General features: G+C 71.2%; 23 protein-coding genes and 2 pseudogenes. 6 read left to right on the top strand and 19 right to left on the bottom strand.

Annotated features, from left to right (window positions below; translation table 11 throughout):
• The 5 genes and pseudogenes from H297_RS0130940 to H297_RS0130920 form a co-directional block, all read right to left on the bottom strand.
• The coding region (locus tag H297_RS0130940; RefSeq protein ID WP_027740214.1) for an IS5 family transposase at window positions 1–302 on the bottom strand (302 nt) is incomplete at its 3' end.
• Between the two features lie 80 nt (window positions 303–382).
• Window positions 383–1,669, bottom strand: a pseudogene (locus H297_RS39375) (serine/threonine-protein kinase); the annotation flags it as partial.
• A gap of 136 nt (window positions 1,670–1,805) precedes the next feature.
• Window positions 1,806–2,926, bottom strand: a pseudogene (locus H297_RS39370) (response regulator).
• Window positions 2,919–3,050, bottom strand: a complete 132-nt coding sequence (locus tag H297_RS44700) for a hypothetical protein (protein WP_486589736.1) — start codon at window positions 3,048–3,050, stop codon at window positions 2,919–2,921. Before H297_RS44700 ends, H297_RS39370 begins: the two are co-directional and overlap by 8 nt.
• 550 nt (window positions 3,051–3,600) lie before the next feature.
• Window positions 3,601–3,864 carry a hypothetical protein gene (locus tag H297_RS0130920; protein ID WP_027740213.1) on the bottom strand — a complete coding sequence of 88 codons (264 nt, stop codon included), beginning with the start codon at window positions 3,862–3,864 and terminating at the stop codon, window positions 3,601–3,603.
• A 262-nt stretch (window positions 3,865–4,126) separates the two neighbouring features.
• Here H297_RS0130920 and H297_RS0130915 point away from each other — a divergent pair, with 262 nt between their 5' ends.
• Both H297_RS0130915 and H297_RS40615 read left to right on the top strand, forming a co-directional pair.
• Window positions 4,127–4,816: a hypothetical protein gene (locus H297_RS0130915; RefSeq protein ID WP_027740212.1), complete on the top strand. Its 690-nt coding sequence runs from the start codon at window positions 4,127–4,129 to the stop codon at window positions 4,814–4,816.
• 631 nt (window positions 4,817–5,447) lie between these two features.
• Window positions 5,448–6,077, top strand: a complete 630-nt coding sequence (locus H297_RS40615; protein ID WP_051352311.1) for a hypothetical protein — start codon at window positions 5,448–5,450, stop codon at window positions 6,075–6,077.
• 68 nt (window positions 6,078–6,145) lie between these two features.
• Here H297_RS40615 and H297_RS43470 read toward each other — a convergent pair whose 3' ends face one another.
• The 4 genes from H297_RS43470 to H297_RS42285 form a co-directional block, all read right to left on the bottom strand.
• Window positions 6,146–6,307, bottom strand: a complete 162-nt coding sequence (locus tag H297_RS43470) for a hypothetical protein (RefSeq protein ID WP_158693777.1) — start codon at window positions 6,305–6,307, stop codon at window positions 6,146–6,148.
• Between the two features lie 55 nt (window positions 6,308–6,362).
• A complete protein-coding gene (locus tag H297_RS43865) occupies window positions 6,363–6,887 on the bottom strand; it encodes a hypothetical protein (protein ID WP_037795737.1) in 525 nt (174 codons plus the stop codon).
• Between the two features lie 350 nt (window positions 6,888–7,237).
• The gene (locus tag H297_RS0130895) at window positions 7,238–7,657 is read right to left on the bottom strand and encodes a hypothetical protein (protein ID WP_027740210.1); all 420 of its coding nucleotides are present in this window, start codon (window positions 7,655–7,657) and stop codon (window positions 7,238–7,240) included.
• 100 nt (window positions 7,658–7,757) lie between these two features.
• Window positions 7,758–8,568 (bottom strand): IS5 family transposase gene (locus tag H297_RS42285; RefSeq protein WP_106959731.1). Its coding sequence is split into 2 segments (ribosomal slippage): window positions 7,758–8,141 and window positions 8,143–8,568, totalling 810 coding nucleotides; the frame shifts between segments, so codons are not numbered across the junction.
• A gap of 166 nt (window positions 8,569–8,734) precedes the next feature.
• On the opposite strand from H297_RS42285, the gene H297_RS0130880 reads away from it, so the two are divergent.
• Complete coding sequence (locus H297_RS0130880) at window positions 8,735–9,208, top strand: hypothetical protein (RefSeq protein ID WP_158693776.1); 474 nt, start codon at window positions 8,735–8,737, stop codon at window positions 9,206–9,208.
• 347 nt (window positions 9,209–9,555) lie between these two features.
• Here H297_RS0130880 and H297_RS0130875 read toward each other — a convergent pair whose 3' ends face one another.
• The 3 genes from H297_RS0130875 to H297_RS39350 all read right to left on the bottom strand — a co-directional run bounded on the left by H297_RS0130875 (window position 9,556) and on the right by H297_RS39350 (window position 11,986).
• Window positions 9,556–9,792: a hypothetical protein gene (locus tag H297_RS0130875; protein ID WP_027740207.1), complete on the bottom strand. Its 237-nt coding sequence runs from the start codon at window positions 9,790–9,792 to the stop codon at window positions 9,556–9,558.
• Between the two features lie 402 nt (window positions 9,793–10,194).
• A complete protein-coding gene (locus H297_RS0130870; protein WP_027740206.1) occupies window positions 10,195–10,545 on the bottom strand; it encodes a hypothetical protein in 351 nt (116 codons plus the stop codon).
• Window positions 10,546–10,711: 166 nt separating this feature from the next.
• Complete coding sequence (locus H297_RS39350; RefSeq protein ID WP_051352310.1) at window positions 10,712–11,986, bottom strand: ROK family protein; 1,275 nt, start codon at window positions 11,984–11,986, stop codon at window positions 10,712–10,714.
• A 205-nt stretch (window positions 11,987–12,191) separates the two neighbouring features.
• Here H297_RS39350 and H297_RS39345 point away from each other — a divergent pair, with 205 nt between their 5' ends.
• Window positions 12,192–13,586, top strand: coding sequence for an MFS transporter (locus tag H297_RS39345; RefSeq protein WP_051352309.1), 1,395 nt, complete (start codon window positions 12,192–12,194; stop codon window positions 13,584–13,586).
• A gap of 73 nt (window positions 13,587–13,659) precedes the next feature.
• Window positions 13,660–15,018: a sulfatase family protein gene (locus H297_RS0130855; protein ID WP_051352308.1), complete on the top strand. Its 1,359-nt coding sequence runs from the start codon at window positions 13,660–13,662 to the stop codon at window positions 15,016–15,018.
• Between the two features lie 64 nt (window positions 15,019–15,082).
• On the opposite strand, the gene H297_RS0130850 is transcribed toward H297_RS0130855, so the two are convergent.
• The 7 genes from H297_RS0130850 to H297_RS39335 all read right to left on the bottom strand — a co-directional run bounded on the left by H297_RS0130850 (window position 15,083) and on the right by H297_RS39335 (window position 20,956).
• Window positions 15,083–16,528 (bottom strand): helix-turn-helix domain-containing protein, encoded by a 1,446-nt coding sequence (locus tag H297_RS0130850; protein WP_027740204.1) that lies wholly within the window; start codon window positions 16,526–16,528, stop codon window positions 15,083–15,085.
• A gap of 7 nt (window positions 16,529–16,535) precedes the next feature.
• Window positions 16,536–16,754 carry a hypothetical protein gene (locus H297_RS0130845; RefSeq protein ID WP_027740203.1) on the bottom strand — a complete coding sequence of 73 codons (219 nt, stop codon included), beginning with the start codon at window positions 16,752–16,754 and terminating at the stop codon, window positions 16,536–16,538.
• 578 nt (window positions 16,755–17,332) lie between these two features.
• Window positions 17,333–17,683, bottom strand: coding sequence for a class I SAM-dependent methyltransferase (locus H297_RS44695; RefSeq protein WP_486589735.1), 351 nt, complete (start codon window positions 17,681–17,683; stop codon window positions 17,333–17,335).
• Window positions 17,670–17,915, bottom strand: coding sequence for a class I SAM-dependent methyltransferase (locus tag H297_RS44690; RefSeq protein WP_486589734.1), 246 nt, complete (start codon window positions 17,913–17,915; stop codon window positions 17,670–17,672). The genes H297_RS44695 and H297_RS44690 overlap by 14 nt, the downstream gene beginning before the upstream one ends.
• A gap of 168 nt (window positions 17,916–18,083) precedes the next feature.
• On the bottom strand, window positions 18,084–18,824 hold the full coding sequence (locus H297_RS0130835) for a cation efflux transmembrane domain-containing protein (RefSeq protein WP_037795736.1): 741 nt from the start codon (window positions 18,822–18,824) through the stop codon (window positions 18,084–18,086).
• Window positions 18,824–19,159, bottom strand: coding sequence for a metalloregulator ArsR/SmtB family transcription factor (locus tag H297_RS0130830; RefSeq protein WP_027740201.1), 336 nt, complete (start codon window positions 19,157–19,159; stop codon window positions 18,824–18,826). The genes H297_RS0130835 and H297_RS0130830 overlap by 1 nt, the downstream gene beginning before the upstream one ends.
• Window positions 19,160–19,444: 285 nt before the next feature.
• Entirely contained in the window at window positions 19,445–20,956 is a 1,512-nt protein-coding gene (locus H297_RS39335; RefSeq protein WP_051352307.1) for an MFS transporter, read from the bottom strand.
• A 120-nt stretch (window positions 20,957–21,076) separates the two neighbouring features.
• Here H297_RS39335 and H297_RS0130820 point away from each other — a divergent pair, with 120 nt between their 5' ends.
• Window positions 21,077–21,847, top strand: coding sequence for a TetR/AcrR family transcriptional regulator C-terminal domain-containing protein (locus H297_RS0130820; RefSeq protein ID WP_027740200.1), 771 nt, complete (start codon window positions 21,077–21,079; stop codon window positions 21,845–21,847).
• The last annotated feature ends 249 nt before the right edge of the window (window positions 21,848–22,096 follow it).

The following is a 22,096-nucleotide window of genomic DNA, read 5'->3' as shown; positions in this document are numbered from 1 at the left end:
ATGGTGGAATCCACCGCAATGTCCCAGTCGATCTCACCTGCCGCGTCGGCCGCGGCCTGGACCTGCTGGAGCAGACGCTCCCACGTCCCGTCGGCCGACCACAGCCGGTGGCGTTCATAGACCGTCTTCCACGGCCCGAACCGTTCGGGCAGGTCACGCCACTGAACACCGGTCCGAACCCGGTGCAGAATTCCGTCGATCACCTGCCGGTGGTCCCGCCACCTGCCACAACGCCTGTTGCTGACCGGCAGGAACGGCCGCAGCCGTTCCCACTCGGCATCCGTCAGATCTCCCCGCCCCATGTCCACATCAACGACACCACCACGAAGTAGTCACATGATCGCCAGGACAAGTCCTAGAGAGCGGTGAGGACGATGAGGACGTACCAGAGCACGGTCACGGCGATGGCTACGGCCGCGATCTTCTTGCCTCGGTCCCACCTGCGGCGCGGTGGAAACGGGGGCGGGTAGGCCGGTCCGTACGGTCCCGGCGGACGGGGCTGGACGTATCCGGTCGGCGGGTACGGGCCTCCAGCCGGCGGAGCGGGGTGCTGCGGGCTCACCGGCCGTGCCGCCATGGTGGGCGCGGCGGCCAGTGGTGGAGCCGGGGAGGGGGGCTGCTGCCCGGCCGGCTGGGACGGCGGCACCCGGGCCGTGTGCGGGGCTGCTCCAGAGCTGTCGGCAGGGCCGGGAGCCGGGACGCGGTGGGGCGGGTTCTGGGGTGTGTCAGCGTAGGTGGGCGGTGGGGTCTGCGGCGGGGCGGGTGCTGCCGCGCGGTAGGTGATGTCCGCGGCCAGGGCGGGCGGCAGCCAGTCCCCAGGGCGCCACAGCTGGGTGTCGCCGGACGCCGTCTGGCACATGCGGAGAATGTCGTCGAGGCCGGGTCGGTCGGTGGGCTCCTTGGCCAGGCAGCGGGTGGCCAGTTCTCGCAGCTCTTGCGGGACCGTCTCCAATGCTGGCTCGGCGTGGACGATGCGGTAGAGCACGCTGTGGGAGGTGCCCTCGCCGAAGGCCGGGGTACCCGCTGCCGCGTAGGCCGCGATCTGACCCAGCGCGAAGACGTCGGTGGCCCCGGTCACCTGACGCCCCTCTGCCTGTTCGGGCGCCATGAAGGAGGGGGTGCCGACGGTGACTCCGCTGCTGGTGAGTGACGTGGCGTCGGCCGCGCGGGCGATCCCGAAGTCGATGACGCGTGGCCCGTCGTCCGCCAGCAGCACGTTGGAGGGCTTCAGGTCCCGGTGGACGATGCCCGCCTTGTGGATGATCTGGAGAGCCTCCGCGATCCCGGCGACCAGGAAGAGCACGGTGGCCACCGGCAGCCGGCCGTGCGCGGTCACCGCCTCGGCGAGCGAGGGGCCGGGCACGTAGGCGGTGGCCAGCCACGGGTGCGCTCCCCCGGTGTCGCTGTCGATCACCGGCGCGGTGTAGAGGCCCTGGACGCGCTCGGCGGCCCGCACTTCCTGCTGGAATCGGCGCCGGAACTCAGGAGCCTCGGCGAGCTCGGGGCGGATCACCTTGATGGCCAGGGGGCGCCCGCCCGGGGTGTGGGACAAGTAGACCTTGCCCATGCCACCCGATCCGAGCCGGGCCGCCAGGCGGTACCCAGCGACCACCGTGGGATCGTCGGGCCCGAGCGGAGTGAAGACTTCCGCTGACGTTCCGTCAGTCACCCATGCCCCCTTAACTTCCTCATCGGCCGTAGAACAGACCACCTGACAGTACCGGGCGCCAACACGCGGCCGGCGCACGTCTCCTGAGGCAGGAACTTTGAGGTTGGTTGGTGCCGGCGTTGGTGCGCTGTCAAGGTCAGTGGCCGCGTTGGTGTCGTTCGAGGTGGATGCCGGTGAAGACGGCGACTTTCGCTCGCAGGACCCAGGGGTCGAAGGGCTTGGCGAGGTAGTCGACCGCACCGGCGGCGTAGCCGCGGGCGGAGTCGTCGGGGCCCATGGCGGTGAGGAAGATGATGGGGATGTCACGGGTGCGGGTGCGTCGTTTGATGTGGGCGGCGGTTTCGTATCCGTCCATGCCCGGCATCTGCAGGTCCAGGAGGATGACGGCGAAGTCGTCCGCGTCCAGGAGTTCCTTGAGTGCTTCCCGGCCGGAGGATACGGCGACGACTTCTTGATCGAGGGTATCGAGAACTGCCGTCATCGCTGTGCGGTTGTTGTGGTTGTCGTCCACGAGCAGCACCCGTGGCATGCGCCTGGCCCCGCGTCCTGGGTCGGAGACGGATGGTGGAAGCCCCTTTCCCTCTTCTGCCTCTTCTTCGGCTTCGGCGCTCTCCTCCAGGCTGCGCAGCTGCCGTTCCAGCAGTGCGCAGCGTTCTTCGGCCTGGGCGCGGCGCAGCTCGGTCTCGCGTACTTCGGACTGGAGTCTGCGGACCTCTTCTTGGAGTTCGTCGCGTTCGTGGAGGAGGCCTTCGAGGTCGGGGGTGGCTTGGGCCAGGGCGTTGGCGCGGGCGCGTTCGGTTCCCCAGTCGGATTCGAGTTGGTTGAGGCGCACTTCCAGGTCGGCGATGCGGTGCTGGCGGTCCAGGAGGGCTTCGCCCAGGACGTCGCGGTGGCCTTGGAGAGGCGGGATTCGCGGTCGGCTTCGGCCAGCTGTCTCTCCAGCACGGCTACCCCGTGTTTGGGTGAGGGGGTGGCGTGCACGGCTCGGTGGTGGAGGGCGCGCAGCAGCTCCATGGTCTCGGGCCGTGGCGGCGCGCCGCGGTGAGCCGCCAGGTCAGTGAACAGGTCGTTGATGACCTCCCAGGGCGGTACGCGGGTGCCGTTGAGGTAGCGGGAGAAGGTGCCGGCGTCCCGGGCCCGACGGGCGGCGTAGCGGCGCACGGAGACGGCCAGGCCGTCGAAGAGTTCCCGCAGTGCTTCCGCCAGTTCCCGGGCCTCTTTGGGGAGCTGTTCGGCTATGGGCTCGAGGTCACCCACGGGCACCGCCGGCCGGGTCGGAGCCGTGGGAACTGTGGGCGGGTTGTTCGGGGGCGACGAGCCGGTTGAAGAAGTCCACCCCCAGCCCTGCGCTGCCGGCGCCGCTCAGCACGCTGTGCGGCACTCCGCTCCCCGCCCAGGCTGTCAAGACTGCGGCGGCGAGTCCGGCCAGGAGTGCGAGTAACAGAACAAGGGCAGATCTGGCGGTCAACAGCGGGCGATCCATGGCATCCTCCGAGCCTGACGAAGCGGTGTTGCGGGATGTGACGCCACAGCTTGGCAAGGCCCTGGGGTGTTGCGGGCACAGATTGGCCTCACGGCAACACTGCGGTATGTGGCAACGGCTCCTCCAGCAGGGAAAATGGGAGATGCGTTGCCGATCGATTGGCAACGCTCGGGCAACGCGTTCAGGCCGGTCCCCTGTCCTGAGCGGGTGCGTGTGTGCCGTGTGCCGTCTTCCCTCTCGGCATGGCCTTCCGGGCCCGCCAGATGGGCCGGCGTCCGCCACTGCAGACCTTTGGCACCACTACGGCCGCGCCCGACACCAACCGACCGCGCCGTCCCCGACACCTCGTCCTGGAGTTAAAACCAGAAGGCCGACCCCGGCCCGACCGTCTCCTGTTCCAGGATGGACACAGGCCCGCCCAGCCGCGCCCCTGGTCCGCTGCCGGTGTTCAAGGCGAGTCGCCCTCCCAGTCCCACAGCAGGGGGTTGTCCGGGCGGGGCCCGTACAGGGCGCGGCCGCCGGGGCCGTACTGGCCGATCTCGGTGATGAGGGCGGCGCCGTCGGCCAGCTCTTCCTCGCTGCAACCGGTGACGTCGACCAGCAGTCCGTCCAGGGGGCCGCCGACCAGTTCCCGGTAGGAGCGGCCGGGGCGGGGGTAGGGGTGCGGGTCGTCGTGGTCGCTGCCGTAGACCCGGCGTTGCGCCTCGTCCATGCGCACAGCGTCTCACCCGCTACTGACCCACGCGCCTTGGAGACGGCGACCGGCTGCCCGCTCATGCTGCGTCCTGCTCGCGGCGGGCCGCCCGGCGCAGGTCTCTTCGCAGCAGTACGGGGGTGGGTGTCTTCCTTGGTGTACACGGGCGCAGGCTGGCGATTTTCGTCGAACTTTCCGACGTGCAGGTACTGTTGACTCTTTTCAGTTGTTCTGTCATGTTTTGTTCGCCGTGTCTGGTGAACGAGTGAGAAGTGCTCTCATGCGACGAACCGAGTACGACGCGAGCCAGGCGGCCAAGCGCCTGAAGGTGGACGCAGCCGCCTTCCGGTGGGCCCGCCACACCGGTCTCGTCCCCGCCCCCGACGTGTCGTCCTTCCGGTGGTCCCGGGCCGCTGTGGAGGCACTGGACGCCGACGCCATCCGGGCCGCGATGCCCTCCTCGCCGCTCTCCGGCGGCGAGGCGGCCGACCGGATCACCGACGCGCTCTGCACTCCGAACCGGGCCACGTACGGCGAGCGGGCGCACGTGACGGCGTTCGTGGTGCGCCGGTTCGTCGACCGCGGTCTCCTGGCCGACCTGAGCGTGAACCCGGACGGGACGCTGCACCACCCCGACCAGGTGGCCGAGGTCTGTCGCCGCGAGGACCTGGCGGATCTGGTGGCCGCCGATACCCCGCTCGGACCCGAGCAGGCCGCCGCCCGTCTGCGAGTGCGCCGTACCGACTTCGACCACATGGTCCGGCTCGGTTGGGTCCGCTCCCCGCAGTCGATCGAGGTCCGCTTCGGCAGCAGCCGGGCCGGGGCCGTCGATGTCGCGCTCTACACCACCGCCTCCGTCGACGCGATCGTCACCACCCACCCCGAGGTCGACTGGGAGCAGCTGCGCGCGGTGGAGAAAGGGCGGCGCTCGCCGCTCGCGGCGCTGCGCCGGGAGCCGGCACCCGCCTGAGCACCCCTACACCCGTACAGCGCTACGGGGGTGCTCTCTTGTCCGGCCGCGGCCCAGCCGTCCAGGGGGCCAGTACGCGGCGTTGCTCTTCCTCGCGGGCGAGCGCCGGGCAAGGACATCGCGGCCGACGTACGGGTCGACGGCGGCGAGGACCAGGCGGTGGAGTTCGGCCGGCTCCAGTGCCTTCACCTCGTACCGCACGGGGCGGCGGGGGCCGTCACCAAGGATCGCCGTGGGCCGTAGGTCAGCAGTACCCGCTCCGTCCGGCTCCGGCTCGGGGTCGTAACAGCGTCCCGCGGCCCGGCGCTCACGCAGTGGCCGCGCTCTCGCCGGGCCGCCCAGCACAGCTCCACCCGCGGCCCCCAGAACCTCTTTCCTTCTTCCAGGCCGGGTGCCACATCAGGGTCGTGGGCAGCCGCAGCAGGCGGCCGCTTGGCTGTTACCGATCGCGAGCACGCGTAGACAGCGGCCGCAGGTGACATGGTTTGTGTTCGGCATCCAGTGGTTCACGGCCTTGTCGTCGATGAAGTATTCGACGCCGTCATGACCACCTTCCGCTTGACTCACGGGGACGTGGCCGACGCGGACGACGACGCACTGGAGATACCGCAGACGAGAACCAGGAGTACCCGTGACCCATCCCGAGCCCTACCTCGACACCTTCGACGAACGGGACCTCTCGATCTGGATCGAGGTTCCCCAGGTCTTCCCGGTCCCCGGGCTGGAGGAGCAGTACCCCGACGAGGCGGCCTGGGGAGCCGTCATGGCCCAGGCGGTCTGGGACTCCAGCGCCCTGCAACCGACCGCCGAGCACATCGAGGTTTTGACGAGGATCCTCACGTACGCGGCGGAGAATACAGCCCCCGACTTGCCGGGCTCCGACATTTTCCTGCACCTGCCGCAGCCGATGGACATGCCCCTCACCGTGCACATCGGGGATCTCGACACCGAGGACCTGGACGAGGAAGAGGTGTGGAAGGAAATACGGGAACTGTGCGGGCCCCAGGGCCCCGAGGCGGTCGAGGAGCCGACGGTCGAGGACTTCGCCTCCCCGCACCTCGGCGATGGGATACGCGTCCTGAGCTACGTCACGGATGAGGAAGACGGCACCATCAACGCTCTACTCCGCTACGGATGGTTCGTACCGCAACTCCGACGAGCAGTCCACTTGTCCACCTTCGCACTCGATCCAGGCCACCTGCTGTCGGCCATGAAGGACATCGACACCCTGGCACGGGGCATCAAGTACGTGCACAACTGAGGAATTGGGCCACGACCTTCCGACAGCGGGGCAGAACGAGGGCCGCCTTCCCGCGGGCGGCGGTCGCATCATGCAGCCGTCGGCCAGTTCTTCCTCGGTGCTGCCGGTGACCTCGACCAGTAGTCCTCCAGGGGGTCGCCGACCAACTCCCAGTAGGAGCGGCCGGGGAGTGCGTGGGGGAAGGGGTCGTCGTGGACGGTGCCGTGGACCCGCCGCTGCGCCTCGTCCATGCGCACAGCGTCTCACCCGCTACTGATACGCGCCGCGGCCGGCCCCGAGGTGGGTTCAGCGGTGGATGACTCCGCGGACCGGTGGTGGGGGGTGCATGATGGCCGGGTCCCAAAGGTAGGAACGGGCATAGCAGCCCAGGACACCTCCGACGGTCAGGTAGATCTCGACGTTGTAGATCACGCGGCCGCCTGCCCGGTCCTCCCGGGAGCACACCTCGGCGTGGCGCCATCTGCCCTGCACCCGGATGCTGAGCGCACGCGTCTCGGAATACGGGTAGATGTGAAGGCGCGGTTCGGGCTCCTCACCGCGGCGCCAGGGGCGGACCTCTACCGCGCCCGGCGGCCCGGCGCTCACGCCGTGTCCCGCTCGTGGGCGGGCCGCCCGGCACAGCTCCACCCGCCGCGGCCCCCGGCCGACTTCGCCGCCCGAGGCCGGGTGCCACATCAGGGCCGTGGAGAGCCGTAGCAGGCGCCGGCGCAGTCGGGTCGCATCCCGGGGTCGTGCGGCCAGGGCGGCGTACGTGCGGTGCCAGTCCCGCTGCACCGCGAGGAGGGTGTCGGGGTCGTGCATCCGTGCCATGCCGACCAAAATAGTACAGAAGTTCGAATATGTGAGAGTGGGGGCGCCCGCGTGTCCGGGATCCGCGGCTGTCCCGTCGCACCGAAGGCTGAGCGATTCTCACCAGATCCTGATGGATCGCACTTCGTCTCAGCGAAGGTTAAGCGCGCAAGTCAGGCAGCGCAGCCGACGACCGATGGGCGCTCTTCCGTGGCCAGAACCGCCTTGAACCGTGCGCTTCTCGTTGAGCGCGAGTCGCCACCACGCTGACCTGTGGCCTCCTGGTCGAGGACGAGCACGGCCAGGCCGAATGGGCCGAGGTGTCTCGCGCCGGTCAGCGGCCCCGTGCAGAGCCAGCCTCGCGCCACCGTTCACGGCAGGTCGTGGCGCCCAAGCCATGCTGGCTTGACCGGTACCCCGTCTGCGTACCGCTCGACCTGCTTGACCTGCTCGACCGACTCACTAGCTGTAGCGACGGGCGTGCTCGACGCCTCCACAGGTTCCGGTGCGGCAGGGGTGTATGAGTCCTCCAGTACCTCCGCCATCGTGAACCGTGTGACAAACGACTGCCACGCCCCGTCAACGACAAGGAGGAACCCGTCGCTCTCCCGAAGGAGCCGACGGCGCTTGGGACTTCTGGGGTGCTCGGGAAAGTGGCTCCGAGCCCGCCGCTCCAGCTCTGCGAGCGCCTCCGCACGAGATCCGGAGAGGTGCGCCACCACGTGCGCCACCGTGTGCTTGCGCTCGCCGACACCCACGGTCGTCTCGATGACCAACCCCCATATCGTCATGCTCTTCACCCCTATACACACTCGTGTGACTCCCTACGGTAGGAGGTGCGGCCGGCCCAGCAGGGCCCCACCCGACCAAGGATCCGGCTTACTGAGCATTTCAGAATGAGGTTTGGAGTCGTCTCAAGCAGATAATGACGAAGGCGAGTTGGAGCAGTCCGAGGTGGAGGTCGGCTCGTATCTCGTAGCGGATCCGCAGGCGTTTGAACTGGTGGAGCCAGGCGAAGGTGCGCTCGACAACCCACCTGGTCCTGCCCAGGCCGGATCCGTGGGCGGCGCCCTTGCGTGCGATCTTCGGCGTGATGCCGCGAGCGCGGAGGAGCCGACGGTACTTGTCGTAGTCGTAGCCGCGGTCGGCGAACAGCCGCCGCGGTCGGTGACGTGGCCTGCCCACCAGGCCGCGGATGCGGGGGATCGTGTCCAGCAGAGGGATGAGCTGGGTGACGTCATGACGATTTCCGCTGGTCAGCGACACCGCAAGGGGGCGTGCCGTGCCGGTCGGTGATTACATGGTGCTTGCTGCCCCGGCGGCCGCGGTCGACCGGCGAAGGTCCGGTGTGAGCCTCCCCTTTCAGGGCCCGAACGTGCGAGCCGTCGACCGCGGCGTCCTCCATGTCCAGCAGTCCGGCCTTGCGGAGTTCCGCGAGGAGGATCTCGTGCAGGCGGGGCCAGATGCCGGCCTCGGTCCAGTCCCGCAGGCGCCGCCAGCACGTCACCCCGCTGCAACCGATCGTCTCGGTCGGCACGTCCGCCCAGGCCATGCCCGTGCGCAGCATGTAGACGATCCCGCGCAGAGCTGCACGGTCATCCGCCGGCAGCCGGCCCGGATATCGCCGACGCCGCGGTGGGCGAGGCGGGAGCAGCGGAGCGACACGAGCCCACAGATCATCAGGCACAAGATCATCCGACACTCGCAGAACTCTGCCGCCCAATAGCCCAACTGCCAAGCCAGTGTGCCGAACTTATTCTGAAACGATCAGTTAGGACGAGCACTGAAACGATGGCTTCCATGACGACTCACGGCTCGGCCGTCCCCCGCGAAGGCCGAGCGGCACGGTGTCACGCAAGGCGGCAGCGGTGGCCGCCTGCGCTCTGGTCTCCCTTACCTCGTGCACCGTCCTGGACGACGCTTCGGGCCCGTGCCCGAAGCCGAGCACCACGGTGCGCGCCGGCGACCTGCACGGCAACTGCCAGGGCCCGCACGGCATGCGCTTCGCTCTCGGGCCCGCCTCCACCCAGTATCCCGACGGGCGTTCCGCTCAGGTGGGCACGGTACGGGTGAAGAAGTGGGCGATCTCGCTGGAGGAACTGGGCGAGAACGGCCCTGCGGGCAAGGGGTTCCAGGGCGAGGGGACCTGGGAGTTCCGCACGGAGGAGACCACCGGCGGTGAGGAGTTCCGCCAGATCAAGCTCGACTTCCTCCGTGGCACACCTGAGCAACGGATGCCCACCGCACCGCAGTATCTGGAAATCGGCGGCACCCGGAACAAGCCCGAACCGTTCGTGGAAGCAGACCCCGACACCTGCCCGAGCGTCGTCTTCCACCGGTAGCTGCCCGCCCCGCTGCACGCCGGCTTCAGCAGGAGTGCGTCCCAGCGTGCTGACACGCTGGGGCGCGGGGACGAGAGCACCGCGAGCGCCACTGACCGCGTGACTTCGCTGCGTCGATGCGGAGCTACGACCGGGACCCGGGTGGTGTGCAGCGGCTTCCCCCCGGCCGCAGCTTCGACAGCCGAAGCCCGGCGCCGGGCCGATGGGCTCTCCACCCTCACGTGTGCTCCCGGCCTACCTGGGCCGGTGTCACCGACAGCTCAGCGCTTCGGGGGTCCGGCGGGCAAGAAGGCGGGGCCCGCCCTCGGGGAGGAGGGCGGGCCCCGGGCGCGTGGGCGGCTACCCGGTCAGTAGAGCCCCCAGAGCGTGATGGTGCCGTTGACGTCGGTGCACTGCGCGTCCTGGTAGTGCTCCTTCGCCGTGGGGATCTCCGCCTCGCACTCGGCCAGGTTGGAGTACACGGCGGGACCGCCGGCGATGTCGTGCCAGCTCGCGGCGGATGCGGAGCCGGCGGACAGCGGTACTGCGACCGCGGCGGCAACGACAGCGAGACCGTAGGTCACCGGCTTACGCCACGACTTCATGCATTTCTCCTCACGTGCAGTGCCGGGCCGACGGGGGCCGGGCCGGCGGTTGTAGCGTCTTCCCGAGGTCCGATGATCAACCCGCGGGGAAAGTTCACGGCTCCGAGGAGAAATCTCACGGGGTCCGGATCGGCGGTGGCCCGGTGGGTGGGCGTGTGGCAGCCGCGTCGCGAGGAAGCGTTGCGGCGGACGCCACTGTTCGTGGGGCGTCGGCGCGTTCGACGCCCCACGAACAGTGGCGTCCGCTCGGAGGACCGACGGCGCCGTTGCCCACGCGACGCGTACTGCTCGCCGAGCGGCGCGCCCTCGACTCCCACGTCCGCCCCGTCCGGGCCGGTGGGCTCTGGGGCGGCGGACCCGGGTATCGGTGCGGTCGAGGTGGTCCGGCCCAGGGGCTGGGCTTCACAGCCACCGCTTGGCCGCCTCGACGCTGCCGCCGACGCCGGTGTTGAACGCGATGGCGGCCCCTGGTGCGTGACGTCGGACCAGGTTCACGATGTGCTCGAAGAACGTCACAAGCGGTTCGGACTTGCGTATACCGCCGCCGATGACGACGACGTCCCAGTCCTGTTCGGCGAGTGCCGCGGCCACCACGGGTGCGGCTGATGCATCCGGCGCGATCAGCGTCGTGGAAGCGTCGATGGCATGTGCGCCGAAGCGGGCCAGTTCGTCGTCCAGGACCGCGCGCATCGCGTCCCCGTCCATACCGGGCACTTCGTGGGGGTCGAGACCGAGAACGAGAACGGAAGGCATGCTTCGGGTGACGACCAGCTCACCGTGCCGGTTCCCGTTGTCCGAGGCTGCCGTCCCGGTGGCGTCCCGCTGGAGACAGCAGGTGCAGGCAATCCAGCACCGGCTCGTGTCCCGACCTGCTCCGGCGCCTACGCGGGCCGGGCCGGGGAGGAGTTGGCCGACCGCCTCACACAGCGGCGCCGTCCACGCCGGTCGGTGCGGGCAGGAGGGGGGCGAGGTAGTGGGTGTGTGCGGCGTCCAGCGCCAGCCGGACGGCCCCGGTGACCACGGCGTTCTCGCCGAGCGGTGACGCCTCGACGCGTGGGGGGTGGGGGGCCAGTTCGGCCAGTCGGCGGCGCAGCGGCGGGAGCAGGACGTCGCCCGCCGCCGCCACCGCTCCGGTGAGGACGACGATTTCAGGGGCCAGCAGCATGCTGAGCGTGACGATCGCCCGGGCTGCCGCCTCCAGGGCCTGGGCCAGGACCGGTGTGACACCCGGGTCTTTGAGGCGGGCCGCCTCGAAGACGGTGGCCGCGCTCACTCGGCCCGGGTCGCCTTCGGCGAGCGCGTAGAGCTGTGCGCCGGGCGTGCCGGGGGCGGGGGCGGCGCCGTGTGCTGCCAGTTCGGCCAGGAGGAGCGCGCCATGGTCGCGGGCTGTGGCCGCGACGGCGTCGGCGTCGGAGTATGTGCCCATCAGAGTGAGGAACCCGAGGTCGCGCGCCCCGTTGTGATGGCCGCGTACCAGGGTGCCCGCGGTGCACAGGCCGACACCGAGGCGTTCTCCGGCCAGTAGGCATGCCACATCCTGAGCGGTGGTGGCGCAGCCTTTCCAACGCTCGGCGACGAGGGCGAGGTTGCAGTCGTTCTCGACGTACACGTGTGAGGTGAAGTCCGGGGCGAGGGCGGCGCGCAGGTCGACGTCGAGGAAGCCGGGGATGCCGGTACGCCGTCGGACGACTCCGTGTGCGTCGACCGTGCCGCTGGTGCCGACGCAGACGGCCAGGACGTCCGCGGTGCTCAGGCCGGCTTCCCGCACTGCGGCGACGGCCAGCTCGCGGACGCGGGTCAGGCGCTGTTCGGCGCCGATGGCCGGGTCCTCGAAGTGGTGCTGCTGTTCGCCGACCGGGGTGCCGTGCAGGTCGGCCACGCTCACCCGGACGCTGTGGGCGCCGATGTCGAGGCCCAGGACGTGCCCGGCCCGCGCCGCGAAGGAGAAGCAGCGCGACGGGCGGCCGCGTCCGGTGGGCCGTCCCGCCGAGTGGCCCGAACTCTCCCGGGCCCAGCCCAGGTGCACCAGGTGCTCCGCGGCGGCCAGCACCGTGGGCCGGGACATGCCGGTGGCGTCCATCAGTTCGTTGGACGACATCTCCCCGCCCTCGGGTGGGCGCTCTCGCAGCTCGTGCAGGACGCGGGCCGCGTTGACGCGCCGGGCGGACGCTGACGTGGCGACATCGCCTGGCATCGGACGGCGCGCTCCTCTCCCCCCCGGGCCGGGATGTCGTGTGCACAGGGGGCCTTGACCTGAAGGTCGGCGGGTGTCAGCCTAACCGTGCCGTTTAATAAACGACGTTTACTTAATTCGGGTCGCCGACCACCCGGCGGCGAGCCCCGACGCAGAGCCCCGCGCCGGAAACCACCTGCACGACAGCTCGTGAGGGACGGTACTCATGGCATCCCAGCCCGCTCCGGCGAGCACGCCGCCCGCCGACGGCAGCCCGCCCGCTGCGCAGTCCATGCGCCAGGTCATCGCTGCCAGCCTGTCCGGTGCCGCCCTGGAGTGGTACGACTTCAATCTGTACGGCCTCTCGGCCGCTCTGGTCTTCAACAAGCTGTTCTTCCCGGACGTGGACCCGGTGCTCGGCACCCTCGCCTCCCTGGCCACCTTCGGAGTCGGCTTCGTCCTGCGTCCCCTGGGCGCAGTCGTCTTCGGCCACCTCGGCGACCGGATCGGCCGCAAGAAGTCGCTGGTGGCCACCATGCTCATCATCGGCTCGGGCACCGCGCTCATCGGTGCGCTGCCCGACTACCGAGCCATCGGCATCTGGGCCCCGGTCCTCCTCGTCGCCCTGCGCATGGTGCAGGGACTCGGACTGGGCGGTGAATGGGCCGGGGCCTCACTGCTGGCCGTGGAGCACGCGCCGCGTACCCGGCGGGGGCTGTGGGGGAGCATCCCGCAGACCGGCGCGCCGATCGGCTATCTGCTGGCCATCGGCATCACCAGCCTGTTCGCCGCCCTGCCCGAGGAGCAGTTCCTCAGCTGGGGGTGGCGCCTCCCCTTCCTGCTCAGCGTCCTTTTGACGGGTACGGGCCTGCTGGTGCGCCGCACCATCGCCGAGACGCCCGAGTTCCAGCAGATCCGCTCCGAGGGGGTCCGGGAGAAGTCCCCCGTGGTGGCCACGCTGCGCACCTGTCCGCGTACCACTGTGCTCGCCTTCGGAGCTCGTCTGGGTGAGGCGTGCAGCTCGCAGATCTACCAGCCGTTCGTGATCGCCTACGCCACCGACACGCTGGGCTATCCGTCCTATGTGGCCCTCACCGGCGTGGTCCTCTACAACGTGCTCGGCCTGCTGCTGATACCGGTGGTCGGGTCGCTCTCGGACCGCGTCGGGCGCAGGCCGCCCTACCTGGCCGGGTCCGCCTTCGTCGCGCTCTCCGCGTTCCCCTACTTCTGGCTCGTCGATTCCGGCTCCACCGCGGCGGCCTGGACCGCCATGGCACTGGCCGCGCTGGGCGGCGCCGTGTGCATGTCGGGCATCCAGGGAGCCTTCTTCACCGAGCTGTTCGGCGCCCGCGTGCGCTACTCCGCTCTCGGCATCGCCACCCAGGCCTCCGCCATGGTCGCCGGATTCGTCCCGGCACTGGCGGCGGCGCTGGTCGCCGGCGCCGGGTCCAGCCGGCCGCTGCCGCTCCTGCTGACGGCCGTCGGAGCCGTCTCGTTCCTCTCCACATGGCTGCTGTCCGAGACCCGCGAGCACGACGACGCCGACAACCGGAACTCGCCTCGGGCGGGGTCCGGCACAGGGCACACGCGCGGTCACAGCCACGGCCACCCCACGCGCTGATCCGCAGCCGGCCACCGCCGCTCCCCTGCCCCACTACCACCCGTCTCCCGACCCGCCCCGACGAAGGATCCTCATGCCTGTCCAGCCGACCGGCTCGCTCTCCGCCGAACGCCCCCGCCCCAACGTGCTGGTCTTCTTCACCGACCAGCAGCGCTGGGACACCACCGGCCTGCACGGCAACCCCATGGGGCTCACGCCCACCCTCGACGCGCTCGCCGGCGACGGCGTGAGCGTGGAGCACTCCTTCACCTGCCAGCCGGTGTGCGCGCCCTCCCGGGCCAGCCTGCAGACCGGGCAGTACCCGACGACCACCGGTGTGTACCGCAACGGCCTGGCCCTGCCCCGCGACACCCCCACCCTCGCCCGGTGCTTCCGCGACGCGGGGTACGACACCGGCTACATCGGCAAGTGGCACCTGGCAGGCGACCACACCTCGGGCCCCGTCCCCGAGGAGGACCGGGCCGGCTACGAGCACTGGCTGGCCGCCAACCTCCTGGAGTTCACCTCCGACGCCTACGAGACCACCCTGTACGACAACGACGGCGCCCCGCACAGCTTCGGCGGATACCGCGCCGACGCCCTGGGCTCCGCCGCGACCGACTTCATCGACCGCGACCGGGACGACCCCTTCTACCTGTTCCTGTCCTTCCTGGAGCCCCACCACCAGAACTCCCGCGACGACTACCCCGCCCCCACCGGGTACAGCGGCCGGTACGAGGACCCCTGGGTGCCCTCCGACCTGGCCGCTGCGGGCGGCGGCAACTGGGCCGAGCACCTGCCGGGCTACTACGGCATGGTGCGCCGCCTCGACGAGGTCCTCGCCCGCATCGTCGACACCCTCACGACGCGCGGTGAACTCGACAGCACCGTCATCCTGTTCACCTCCGACCACGGCTGCCACTTCAAGACCCGCAACGACGAGTACAAGCGCAGCGTCCACGACGCCTCCCTGCGCGTCCCCACCGTGCTGCGCGGCCCCGGCCTGGGCAGCGGTGTCCGCCTGCCCGAACTCGTCAGCCACGTCGACCTCCCGCCCACGCTGCTGGAGGCGGCCGGCGTGCCCGTACCCGCCGGGATGCAGGGACGTTCCCTGGTCCCGCTGCTGCGCGGTACCGACGGCGACTGGCCTCAGGAGGTGCTCGTGCAGGTCAGCGAGTCCGAGGTGGGCCGCGCCCTGCGCACCCACCGCTGGAAGTACGGCGTCACGGCTCCCGCCAACGACGCCTGGGACGACCTTCGCGCGGACGAGTACCAGGACGCCTACCTCTACGATCTCGAACAGGATCCTGACGAACTGACCAACCTCGTCGAGGACCCGTCCGTCCAGCCCGTCCTCGGCGCTCTGCGCGAGCGCCTCGTCACCCGGATCGTCGACTCCGGCGAGCCCCGCCCCACCATCACAGCGCGTACGGGCTCCGCCGTCACCGGCTGACCTCCTGACGGAGAAGACCCCGAATCCCGCGCCGCCTCCGGGATCGGCGGCCAGGGCGCCGACGTCACCCCGGTCGGCGGGGAGAGTCGGCACCGGGCTGCTGGTCGGGCGGTGCCGGTGGCCAGTCGAAGGGGCGGGGCCGCCCGGGGCCCGGGAGAGAGCGGCGAGAGGAAGGTGGAGCGGGTCTCGACGACGGGATGTTGATCCGGATGCGGGTGGTGAGGGTGGTCCGGTCCGGTGGCGTGGACGGCTCCTGTCGCGCGGGGGACCGGCAGATCCAGCAGCCCAGCCAGTCACACTTCTTGCCGGGGGCGCAGCGCTCGTCCTGGCCGAGCGGAGCTCTCCCTGTCACCGTCGGCAACGAGTCGCCGTCGATGGCCGGGGCCTGCTGCCCCGGAACAGGAGGGGGCCACGAACGGGCGGGAACCCGCTTGGGCAGCGGCGGCGGAAGGGGTGCACGCAGCGCGAGGGTCGGCGTGTCCGGGGACGTCGTGGCGGGCAGGTCGTCCCCGGGTGGGCGCAGAAGCATCGTCGGTGTGTCGGACTGCCCCTCCAGGCCCTCCCGTTCGTCGTGAGCCGGGGCGGGGCTGGTGCCTCGGTGGCCGCACCGGGAACAGACGGCTCCCTTCCACCCCTGTGCGTTGTCGTACCCGAAGGAGAGGCAACCGCACCCGGGGCAGGCCAGGTCTCCCCGCCGTTGCGCCTGGTCGACGAGCAGTTCGCGGGTCATGCGTACGGCCCGGCGCGCCTCGGCGCTGTCCGAATCGGGGAAGTGCACCAGGAGCTTGAGGTCCGGGGCCTTGCGCGCGGACGATTCCAGGTCGCTCATCAGGACCTGCAGGTCGCGCGGTGAGGCACGGCTGTGGGTCATGAGACGGTCGACAAGAGGATCGGGGCGCAAGGGGTGTCTCTCCTGCCGGGCCCGGGCGCGGGCGCTCTGCCGGTCGTGGTCGGCGCGTCGCCAGGCCCTTCCCCACTCGGCGAGGGCGGCCTGCTTGACGCCGCACGCCTCGGCGAAGGCGAGGACGAACGCCTCGGTCGGCCTCGACCGTCCGTTGAGGACTCGTCCGACCGTGCTGTGCGGGAGGCGGCCGACGCCGCCGAGGCGGGCATCCAGGCTGCGCAGCGGTGGGCTGCCGTCGTCGCGGTAGAGGTCGACGACGGCCGTGTGGAGGTCGGCGAAGTCCTTGACCAGGCTGATGTCGATACCGGTGCGGTGCCCGCTCAGGGCGCCCTGGGCGCGGGCCTCGTCCCGGCGGGCCTGCTTCCACAGCCGTTCGGTCTCCCTGGAGCTGATGCCGCAACCGCGGGCGTAGGCGAGCACCACGCTCAGCTTCTGCGGCACGCTGCGGCCCGACGCCGCGCGCGCGAGCGTGTCACCGCTCAGGCCGGTGCGGGCGGCGAGCTGCTGGTAGGTCAGGTCCGCGGCCTCGCGGCCGGCTCGTAGCCAGACCGCGAGGGCACGCAGGGACTCGCCGCACTCGCCGATCGGGTTCTCACGGCGTCCCATGGGGTGTTCAGGCCTCCGTCAGGCCGGGAGAGGTACCGCGCAGGAAGCGCAGCAGCCGGACTCCGAGCGAGAGGGCCTCGGTGAGCAGGAGGACCACGCTGAGGGTCGGCAGGCCGGCCGCGGCCGGCAGCGCCGCGGCCACGACGATGACGACGAGTATGACGGCCTCGGTCGCCGTCGGGGCGCGCGGCGGGAGCCCGGAGGCTCCGCAGGGCGAAGGGGTCATGTCTGCATCTCCAGTTGTGGACGTGCTGCGGGCAACTCTTCTGTGCTGTCAGGCGGTTGCCGCCGCCTGACAGCTAGTGATGTTGCAGCATCCGCGCGGCCTCCACGAACCCTCCGAGAGGGGAATCCGCAGCGGTGTCCCTGGATCGGCCCGTGCCGACCGGGTCCCTTGTCGCCACATCGCTCCTGGTCATGCGCTCAGTAAGGGCCGGTTTTCCGCAGTTGCGTCCTGACTTCATGAGGGCCGGGTTCCGCAGCCGGAGGATTTCCGCATCAGCGTCTCCCTCACCGGACGCAGCGAGCGGCGTGCTGTCCGGGCAGGCCCGTAGTTCAGGCCGCTGTCCAGTGGTGCCTTTCCTCAGTTGCGTTCCCGTATTGACCCGGCGGCAGCGGATACCCGATCTTTGACCGTGCGTCCGGCGCGGGGCCACCCCGTGCGGATGCTCTCCGACGCGCTGCGGGCAACCAGGCACACGGAGACCCGGCAGGGCGCGTTGCCGCGCGATCCTGCGGGATCGTGGCACTGCCCCGCAGTGCCACGATCCGGCCCGCCCCCGCACAGCACCCGCCCTCGGGGCCTCACGGGGTGTCGGGCCGGCGGTGCGCGAGGAGGAGTCCTCCGAGAGTGCTCTCGGCCGAGGTGAGCGTCCTGTGCTCGTCGACGGTGAAGCCCGCACCGTCGAGCCAGGCAGTCATCCGGCCGTGCGGGCGGCGGTGGACCTGGACCTTCATCGGGTGGCCGCCACAGCCTTCCGTCTTCACCGTCGTCCCGTCCCCGACATGGAAGCCGAGGAGCAGCAGTCCCTCTGCTCGCAGCACTCGACGGAAGGTCCGCAGGACCGAGCCGATCTGCGTGTCGGAGACGTGGATCAGCGAGTACCAGGCGACGAGCCCCGCGGTCGAGCCGTCGCCGAGGTCAAGGTCCGTCATGGAGCCGACGTCGAACCGGAGCCCCCGGGTGGTCGCGCCGGGCCACCTCGGTCATGCCGGGTGACAGGTCGGTCCCGGACGCGTCCAGGCCCAACTGGCACAGGTGAGCCGTGATCCGCCCCGGCCCGCATCCGACGTCCGCGACCGGTCCCCCGCCACGGGCGCGCACCAGAGCGGCGCACAGCGCCAGGACCGCGCACTCCTGGGGTGTCTCGTCCAGGAGGTTGCGCACCCGGTCCGCGTAGCCCGCGGCGACGGTGTCGTAGGAGATCCGCGTGTCTTCCAGCCACCCGTCGGTCTTCGGTCCGTTCTCCGCCCCCGCAGGCTACGCACAGCCGGGGGCGGCCTCGGGGCCCCGAGTCGCCCCCGGCCGGGTGCCGGTTCGGGGTGGCGGGCGCCGTCAGGCGGAGGACCGGCCGCACCCGGGACCGCAGCCGCAGCCGTCCTTTCCCGCGGAGGGGGCGAGGGGCGTGGAGGCTGAGGAGGGCGTGGAGGCCGGGGAGGCGCAGCAGCTCTTGCCCTGCCAGGCGTCGCGGCCCTCCTTGACGGCGACGGCAGCGATGACCAGAGCGGCGACGGGGTCGGCCCAGGACCAGCCGAGTGCGGCGTTCACAGCCAGCCCGGCCAGCAGGACGGCGGACAGGTAGGTGCACAGGAGCGTCTGCCGGGAGTCGGCGACCGCGGAGGCGGAGCCCAGTGCGCGGCCGGCGCGGCGCTGAGCGGCGGACAGGAACGGCATGACGGCGAGGGAGAGGGCAGCGATCACGATGCCGGCGAGGGACGGTTCGACCTCGTCCGTGCCGGTGAGCGCCCGGACGGAGTCGAACGCCACGTAGGCGGCGAGCGCGAAGAAGGAGACGGCGACGATCCGCAGCGCGCGCTGCTCGCGCGCCTCACGGACGGCGTGGTCCCGGGCGGAGAACTGCCAGGCGACCGCGGCGGCTGAGGAGACCTCGATGACGGAGTCGAGTCCGAAGCCGATCAGAGCGGTGGAGGAGGCGAGGGTACCGGCGGTGACGGCGACGATCGCCTCGACGACGTTGTAGGTGATCGTGGCCGCGACCAGCAGCCGTATCCGGCGGCTGAGCACCTCGCGCCGGGCCGCGGAGGGCCCGGAGGACATGGATGCCCCGGCAGTCATCAGCAGCAGCCCTTCTCCTCGGCGTCCGGGCAGCTCCGGTCGGTCTCCACGGCCACCACGGCGGTGCGCAGGTCGTCCAGCGCGTGGCCGAGGCGTTCGTCGGCGAGCTCGTAGCGGGTGCGGCGGCCGTCGGGCACGGTGACGACCAGGCCGCAGTCACGCAGGCACGCCAGGTGGTTCGACAGCCGGGTGCGGGAGACGCCGAGCGCGTCGGCGAGTTCGGCGGGGTAGCCGGGGGCGTCCCGCAGGGCGAGCAGGATGCGGCAGCGGATCGGATCGGCGAGCGCGCGCCCGAACCGGGCCAGCACCTCGACGTCGGGGGCGACAGCAAGCACGGCACGACAGTACACGTTTGCATGAATTCACGAAATCCTGGATCGTCTTGTCCGGCGTCGAGCGGCAAGCAGAGAGGTTCGTCGCCGTTCCCACTGCTGACCGCCGGGTCGCCGGTGCCCCGCCGACCGGGTCGGTGGCGGGGGTGCGCGGCGACGTATCTCCGCGCCCCGGCCTCCGCTTCGGGTCCCGCGTCCCGGGGCACGCCCGTCGCGCATCCGCACCCTGCCGGACAGCAGCATGTCCCGTGCGTCCGGCAAGGGCGGGAGCGCGGTGTCCGGCCCGGGTCAGGTCCGGGTCGCCGGGGCGTCGGTGGGCTCGGCATCCGGCTGCTGCTCGTCGGCACCGGCACCGGGACGGGTACGGCGTATCGCCCAGCCGACCAGGGCTGCGGACACGAGGGTGAGCACCGTCCCGGAGACGGTGGCCGCCTCCCGGAACCGACCGGTCTGCTCCGCGCTCCAGTGCCCCGAGGCCACGTCACCGGCGAACAGGGCGGCGAGCACGGTGCCGACCACGGCCACCCCGACGGCGGCGGTGACCTCGGCGGCGGTGTCGAGCAGCGCCGCGCCGGTGGAGGTGCGGTTGCGGGGCAGGCCGTTGAGGACGCCGACTCCGGCGGCGGCACCGACGACCCGCATCCCGGCGGCCACGAACACCAGCGCGACCGCCACCCACGGGTAGCCGAGGTTGCCGCACAAGGTGTAGACCGCCAGCCCGGCCACGACCGCACCGGTGCTGATCCGGGCGGCACGGTCGATGCCGACCCGCGAGACGAACCGGTGGACGAACGGGCCGCCCGCGATCAGGACGACGACCTGGGGCAGCATGCCGACGGACGCGAGTGCGGGCGGCCAGCCCCAGTCCAGTTGCAGCTGCAGCGTCACCAGGTAGGCGAGCCCCGCGTTCGCCAGCCCGGACGCCGCCTTGTAGGCGAGGCCGCCGGAGACCTGGGGCCGGGCGACGAGCGCGAGGTCGAGCAGCGGGTGCGGGGTCGACCGCTCACGTACGGCGAACAAGGTCGCCGCCACGACAACCCCCGCGACGGCGGCCCACGGTGGCCACGCCGCCGCGCCCGACTCCACGAACAGGGTGGGCGCGACGAGAGCGAGCACCACCGTCGCGGTGCCCAGTATCCCGCCGGGCAGGTCCGCGGGCGCGCGGTGCAGGTCGGTGGCGGCGTCGACCGGGACACCGATCCGGATGCCGACGAGCGCGAGCGCCACGATCGGTACGTTCGCCAGCAGCAGGACCTGCCACGGGGCGAAGGAGAGCACGAAGCCGCCCACGGTCGGGCCGATCGCCAGGCCGACCATGCCGACGGTGGAGATCAGGGTGATCGCCCGTACGCGCAGGCCCTCCTCCTCGAACAGCCGGAAGGCCATGGCCATGGTCCCCGGCGTGGTCATCGCCGCCGCGAGCCCCATCACCGCACGGACGGTGATCAGCTGACCCGTACCGGTGACGGCCGCCGACGCCAGGCTCGCGGCTCCGAGCAGGAGCAGCCCGGTGAGCATGACCCGGCGCCGCCCGAGCCGGTCGGCGACCACGCCGAACACCAGCATCAGCCCGCCGAACACGACGGAGTAGCCGTTCGTCACCCACTGCAGGGCCACCGTCGGCGCCGCCAGCTCGCGGCCGATCGTGGGCAGGGCGACGTTGAGGACGGTGTTGCTCATCATCTCGAACAGGAAGACCGCCGAGAGGCCCGCCAGGGCCACCCACGCCTCGCGCAGGGAGCGGAACGGTCCGGCGGGGCCGGACGCCGGGCGCCTCCGGGCGACGCGTGGGCAGGTCATGGGGTCTCCTCTCGGAGGGGAAGAGGGGCTTCGTCCACCCACGGAACGGGGCGAACAGTGTTCCACTTACGAACATCGTTCTATTGGGGAACGTTGTTCGTGTCAAGTTATGCTGTCGCCATGGCCAACGAAGATGCTCCGGAGCGCACCGAGAGGCGTGACCAGTGGGCCGCCAAGATCGCCGCCTGGGGCGAGCAGGGCAGGACCGGGCGGTCCGGGAAGGCACCCCTCACCGTGGGGCGGATCGTGGACGCGGCCTTCGGGCTCATCGAGACCGAGGGATTCGAGGCCCTGACGATGCGCCGGGTCGCCGCCGCGTTGCAGACGGGACCGGCGTCGCTGTACGCGCACGTGCGCAACAAGGCCGAACTGGACGGGCTGCTGATCAGCGAGCTGTGCGCCAGGGTGCCGGTGCCGGAGCCGGACCCCGCGCGGTGGCGGGAACAGATGCTCGGGATCTGCCGGGCACTGCGCGACGAGTACCTGCGCTACCCCGGGGTGTCACGCGCCGCACTGGCCACCGCCCCGGACAGCCTGGACGCGCTGCGGCTCAGCGAGGGCATGCTGACGATCCTGCTGGCCGCGGGCGTGCCACCGCAGTCCGCCGCGTGGGCGATCGATGCCGCTTTCCTCTACGTGTCGGCCTACTGTTTCGAGGTCTCGTTGCGGTACCGCCCCGGCAGCGGCGCCGACCAGCGTGTCCTGGACCGGGACGACCTCGTCGAGCGGTACCGGATGTTGCCCGGCGACGTCTTCCCGAACACGGTCGCCCACATCCAGGAGCTGACCTCCGGCGAGAAGCATGAGCGTTTCGAGTTCACGCTCACGGCGCTGCTCGGGGGGCTCGTCCCCCCGGGCCCGCCGCACACGGCGCCGGCGACCGCCGACTAGGCAGGACTGCCCGCCCCGCGCCGGGAGTTCGGCGCGAGCAACGATGCTGCGGACGTCCAGGTTCACGGGCGCTGGTCCGTCCGGTCGACGACGGAGCAGCCGCCCGCCGCGCTCCGTTCCCCGTTCACGGCGTGCGGGCCGGCAGGCGGCACTCCTCATCCGGACCCGGCACCGGCCGAAGACGCGGAGAACCTCGTTGTGATGGGATCGTGCGCCATGGTTGATCCTCCGCGCGACGAAGCCGGCTTG

It is taken from the genome of Streptomyces sp. CNT360 (assembly GCF_000424785.1).
The sequence above is the reverse complement of the archived record's forward strand: the minus strand, read 5'-3'. Positions and strand labels throughout refer to the sequence as shown.

Bases quoted from the DNA above. Each gene is read 5' to 3' on its own strand.
- H297_RS44695 (WP_486589735.1), bottom strand. From the start codon at position 17,683: ATGACGGACCTTGACCTCGGCGACGGCTCGACCGCGGGGCTCGTCGCC.
- H297_RS43470 (WP_158693777.1), bottom strand. From the start codon at position 6,307: ATGGACGAGGCGCAGCGGCGGGTCCACGGCACCGTCCACGACGACCCC.
- H297_RS39335 (WP_051352307.1), bottom strand. From the start codon at position 20,956: ATGACCTGCCCACGCGTCGCCCGGAGGCGCCCGGCGTCCGGCCCCGCC.
- H297_RS0130870 (WP_027740206.1), bottom strand. From the start codon at position 10,545: ATGCCTTCCGTTCTCGTTCTCGGTCTCGACCCCCACGAAGTGCCCGGT.
- H297_RS0130915 (WP_027740212.1), top strand. From the start codon at position 4,127: ATGCGACGAACCGAGTACGACGCGAGCCAGGCGGCCAAGCGCCTGAAG.
- H297_RS0130920 (WP_027740213.1), bottom strand. From the start codon at position 3,864: ATGGACGAGGCGCAACGCCGGGTCTACGGCAGCGACCACGACGACCCG.
- H297_RS0130855 (WP_051352308.1), top strand. From the start codon at position 13,660: ATGCCTGTCCAGCCGACCGGCTCGCTCTCCGCCGAACGCCCCCGCCCC.
- H297_RS0130835 (WP_037795736.1), bottom strand. From the start codon at position 18,824: ATGACTGCCGGGGCATCCATGTCCTCCGGGCCCTCCGCGGCCCGGCGC.
- H297_RS0130845 (WP_027740203.1), bottom strand. From the start codon at position 16,754: ATGACCCCTTCGCCCTGCGGAGCCTCCGGGCTCCCGCCGCGCGCCCCG.
- H297_RS0130820 (WP_027740200.1), top strand. From the start codon at position 21,077: ATGGCCAACGAAGATGCTCCGGAGCGCACCGAGAGGCGTGACCAGTGG.
- H297_RS0130895 (WP_027740210.1), bottom strand. From the start codon at position 7,657: ATGACGATATGGGGGTTGGTCATCGAGACGACCGTGGGTGTCGGCGAG.
- H297_RS0130875 (WP_027740207.1), bottom strand. From the start codon at position 9,792: ATGAAGTCGTGGCGTAAGCCGGTGACCTACGGTCTCGCTGTCGTTGCC.
- H297_RS0130850 (WP_027740204.1), bottom strand. From the start codon at position 16,528: ATGGGACGCCGTGAGAACCCGATCGGCGAGTGCGGCGAGTCCCTGCGT.
- H297_RS39350 (WP_051352310.1), bottom strand. From the start codon at position 11,986: ATGCCAGGCGATGTCGCCACGTCAGCGTCCGCCCGGCGCGTCAACGCG.
- H297_RS39345 (WP_051352309.1), top strand. From the start codon at position 12,192: ATGGCATCCCAGCCCGCTCCGGCGAGCACGCCGCCCGCCGACGGCAGC.
- H297_RS43865 (WP_037795737.1), bottom strand. From the start codon at position 6,887: ATGGCACGGATGCACGACCCCGACACCCTCCTCGCGGTGCAGCGGGAC.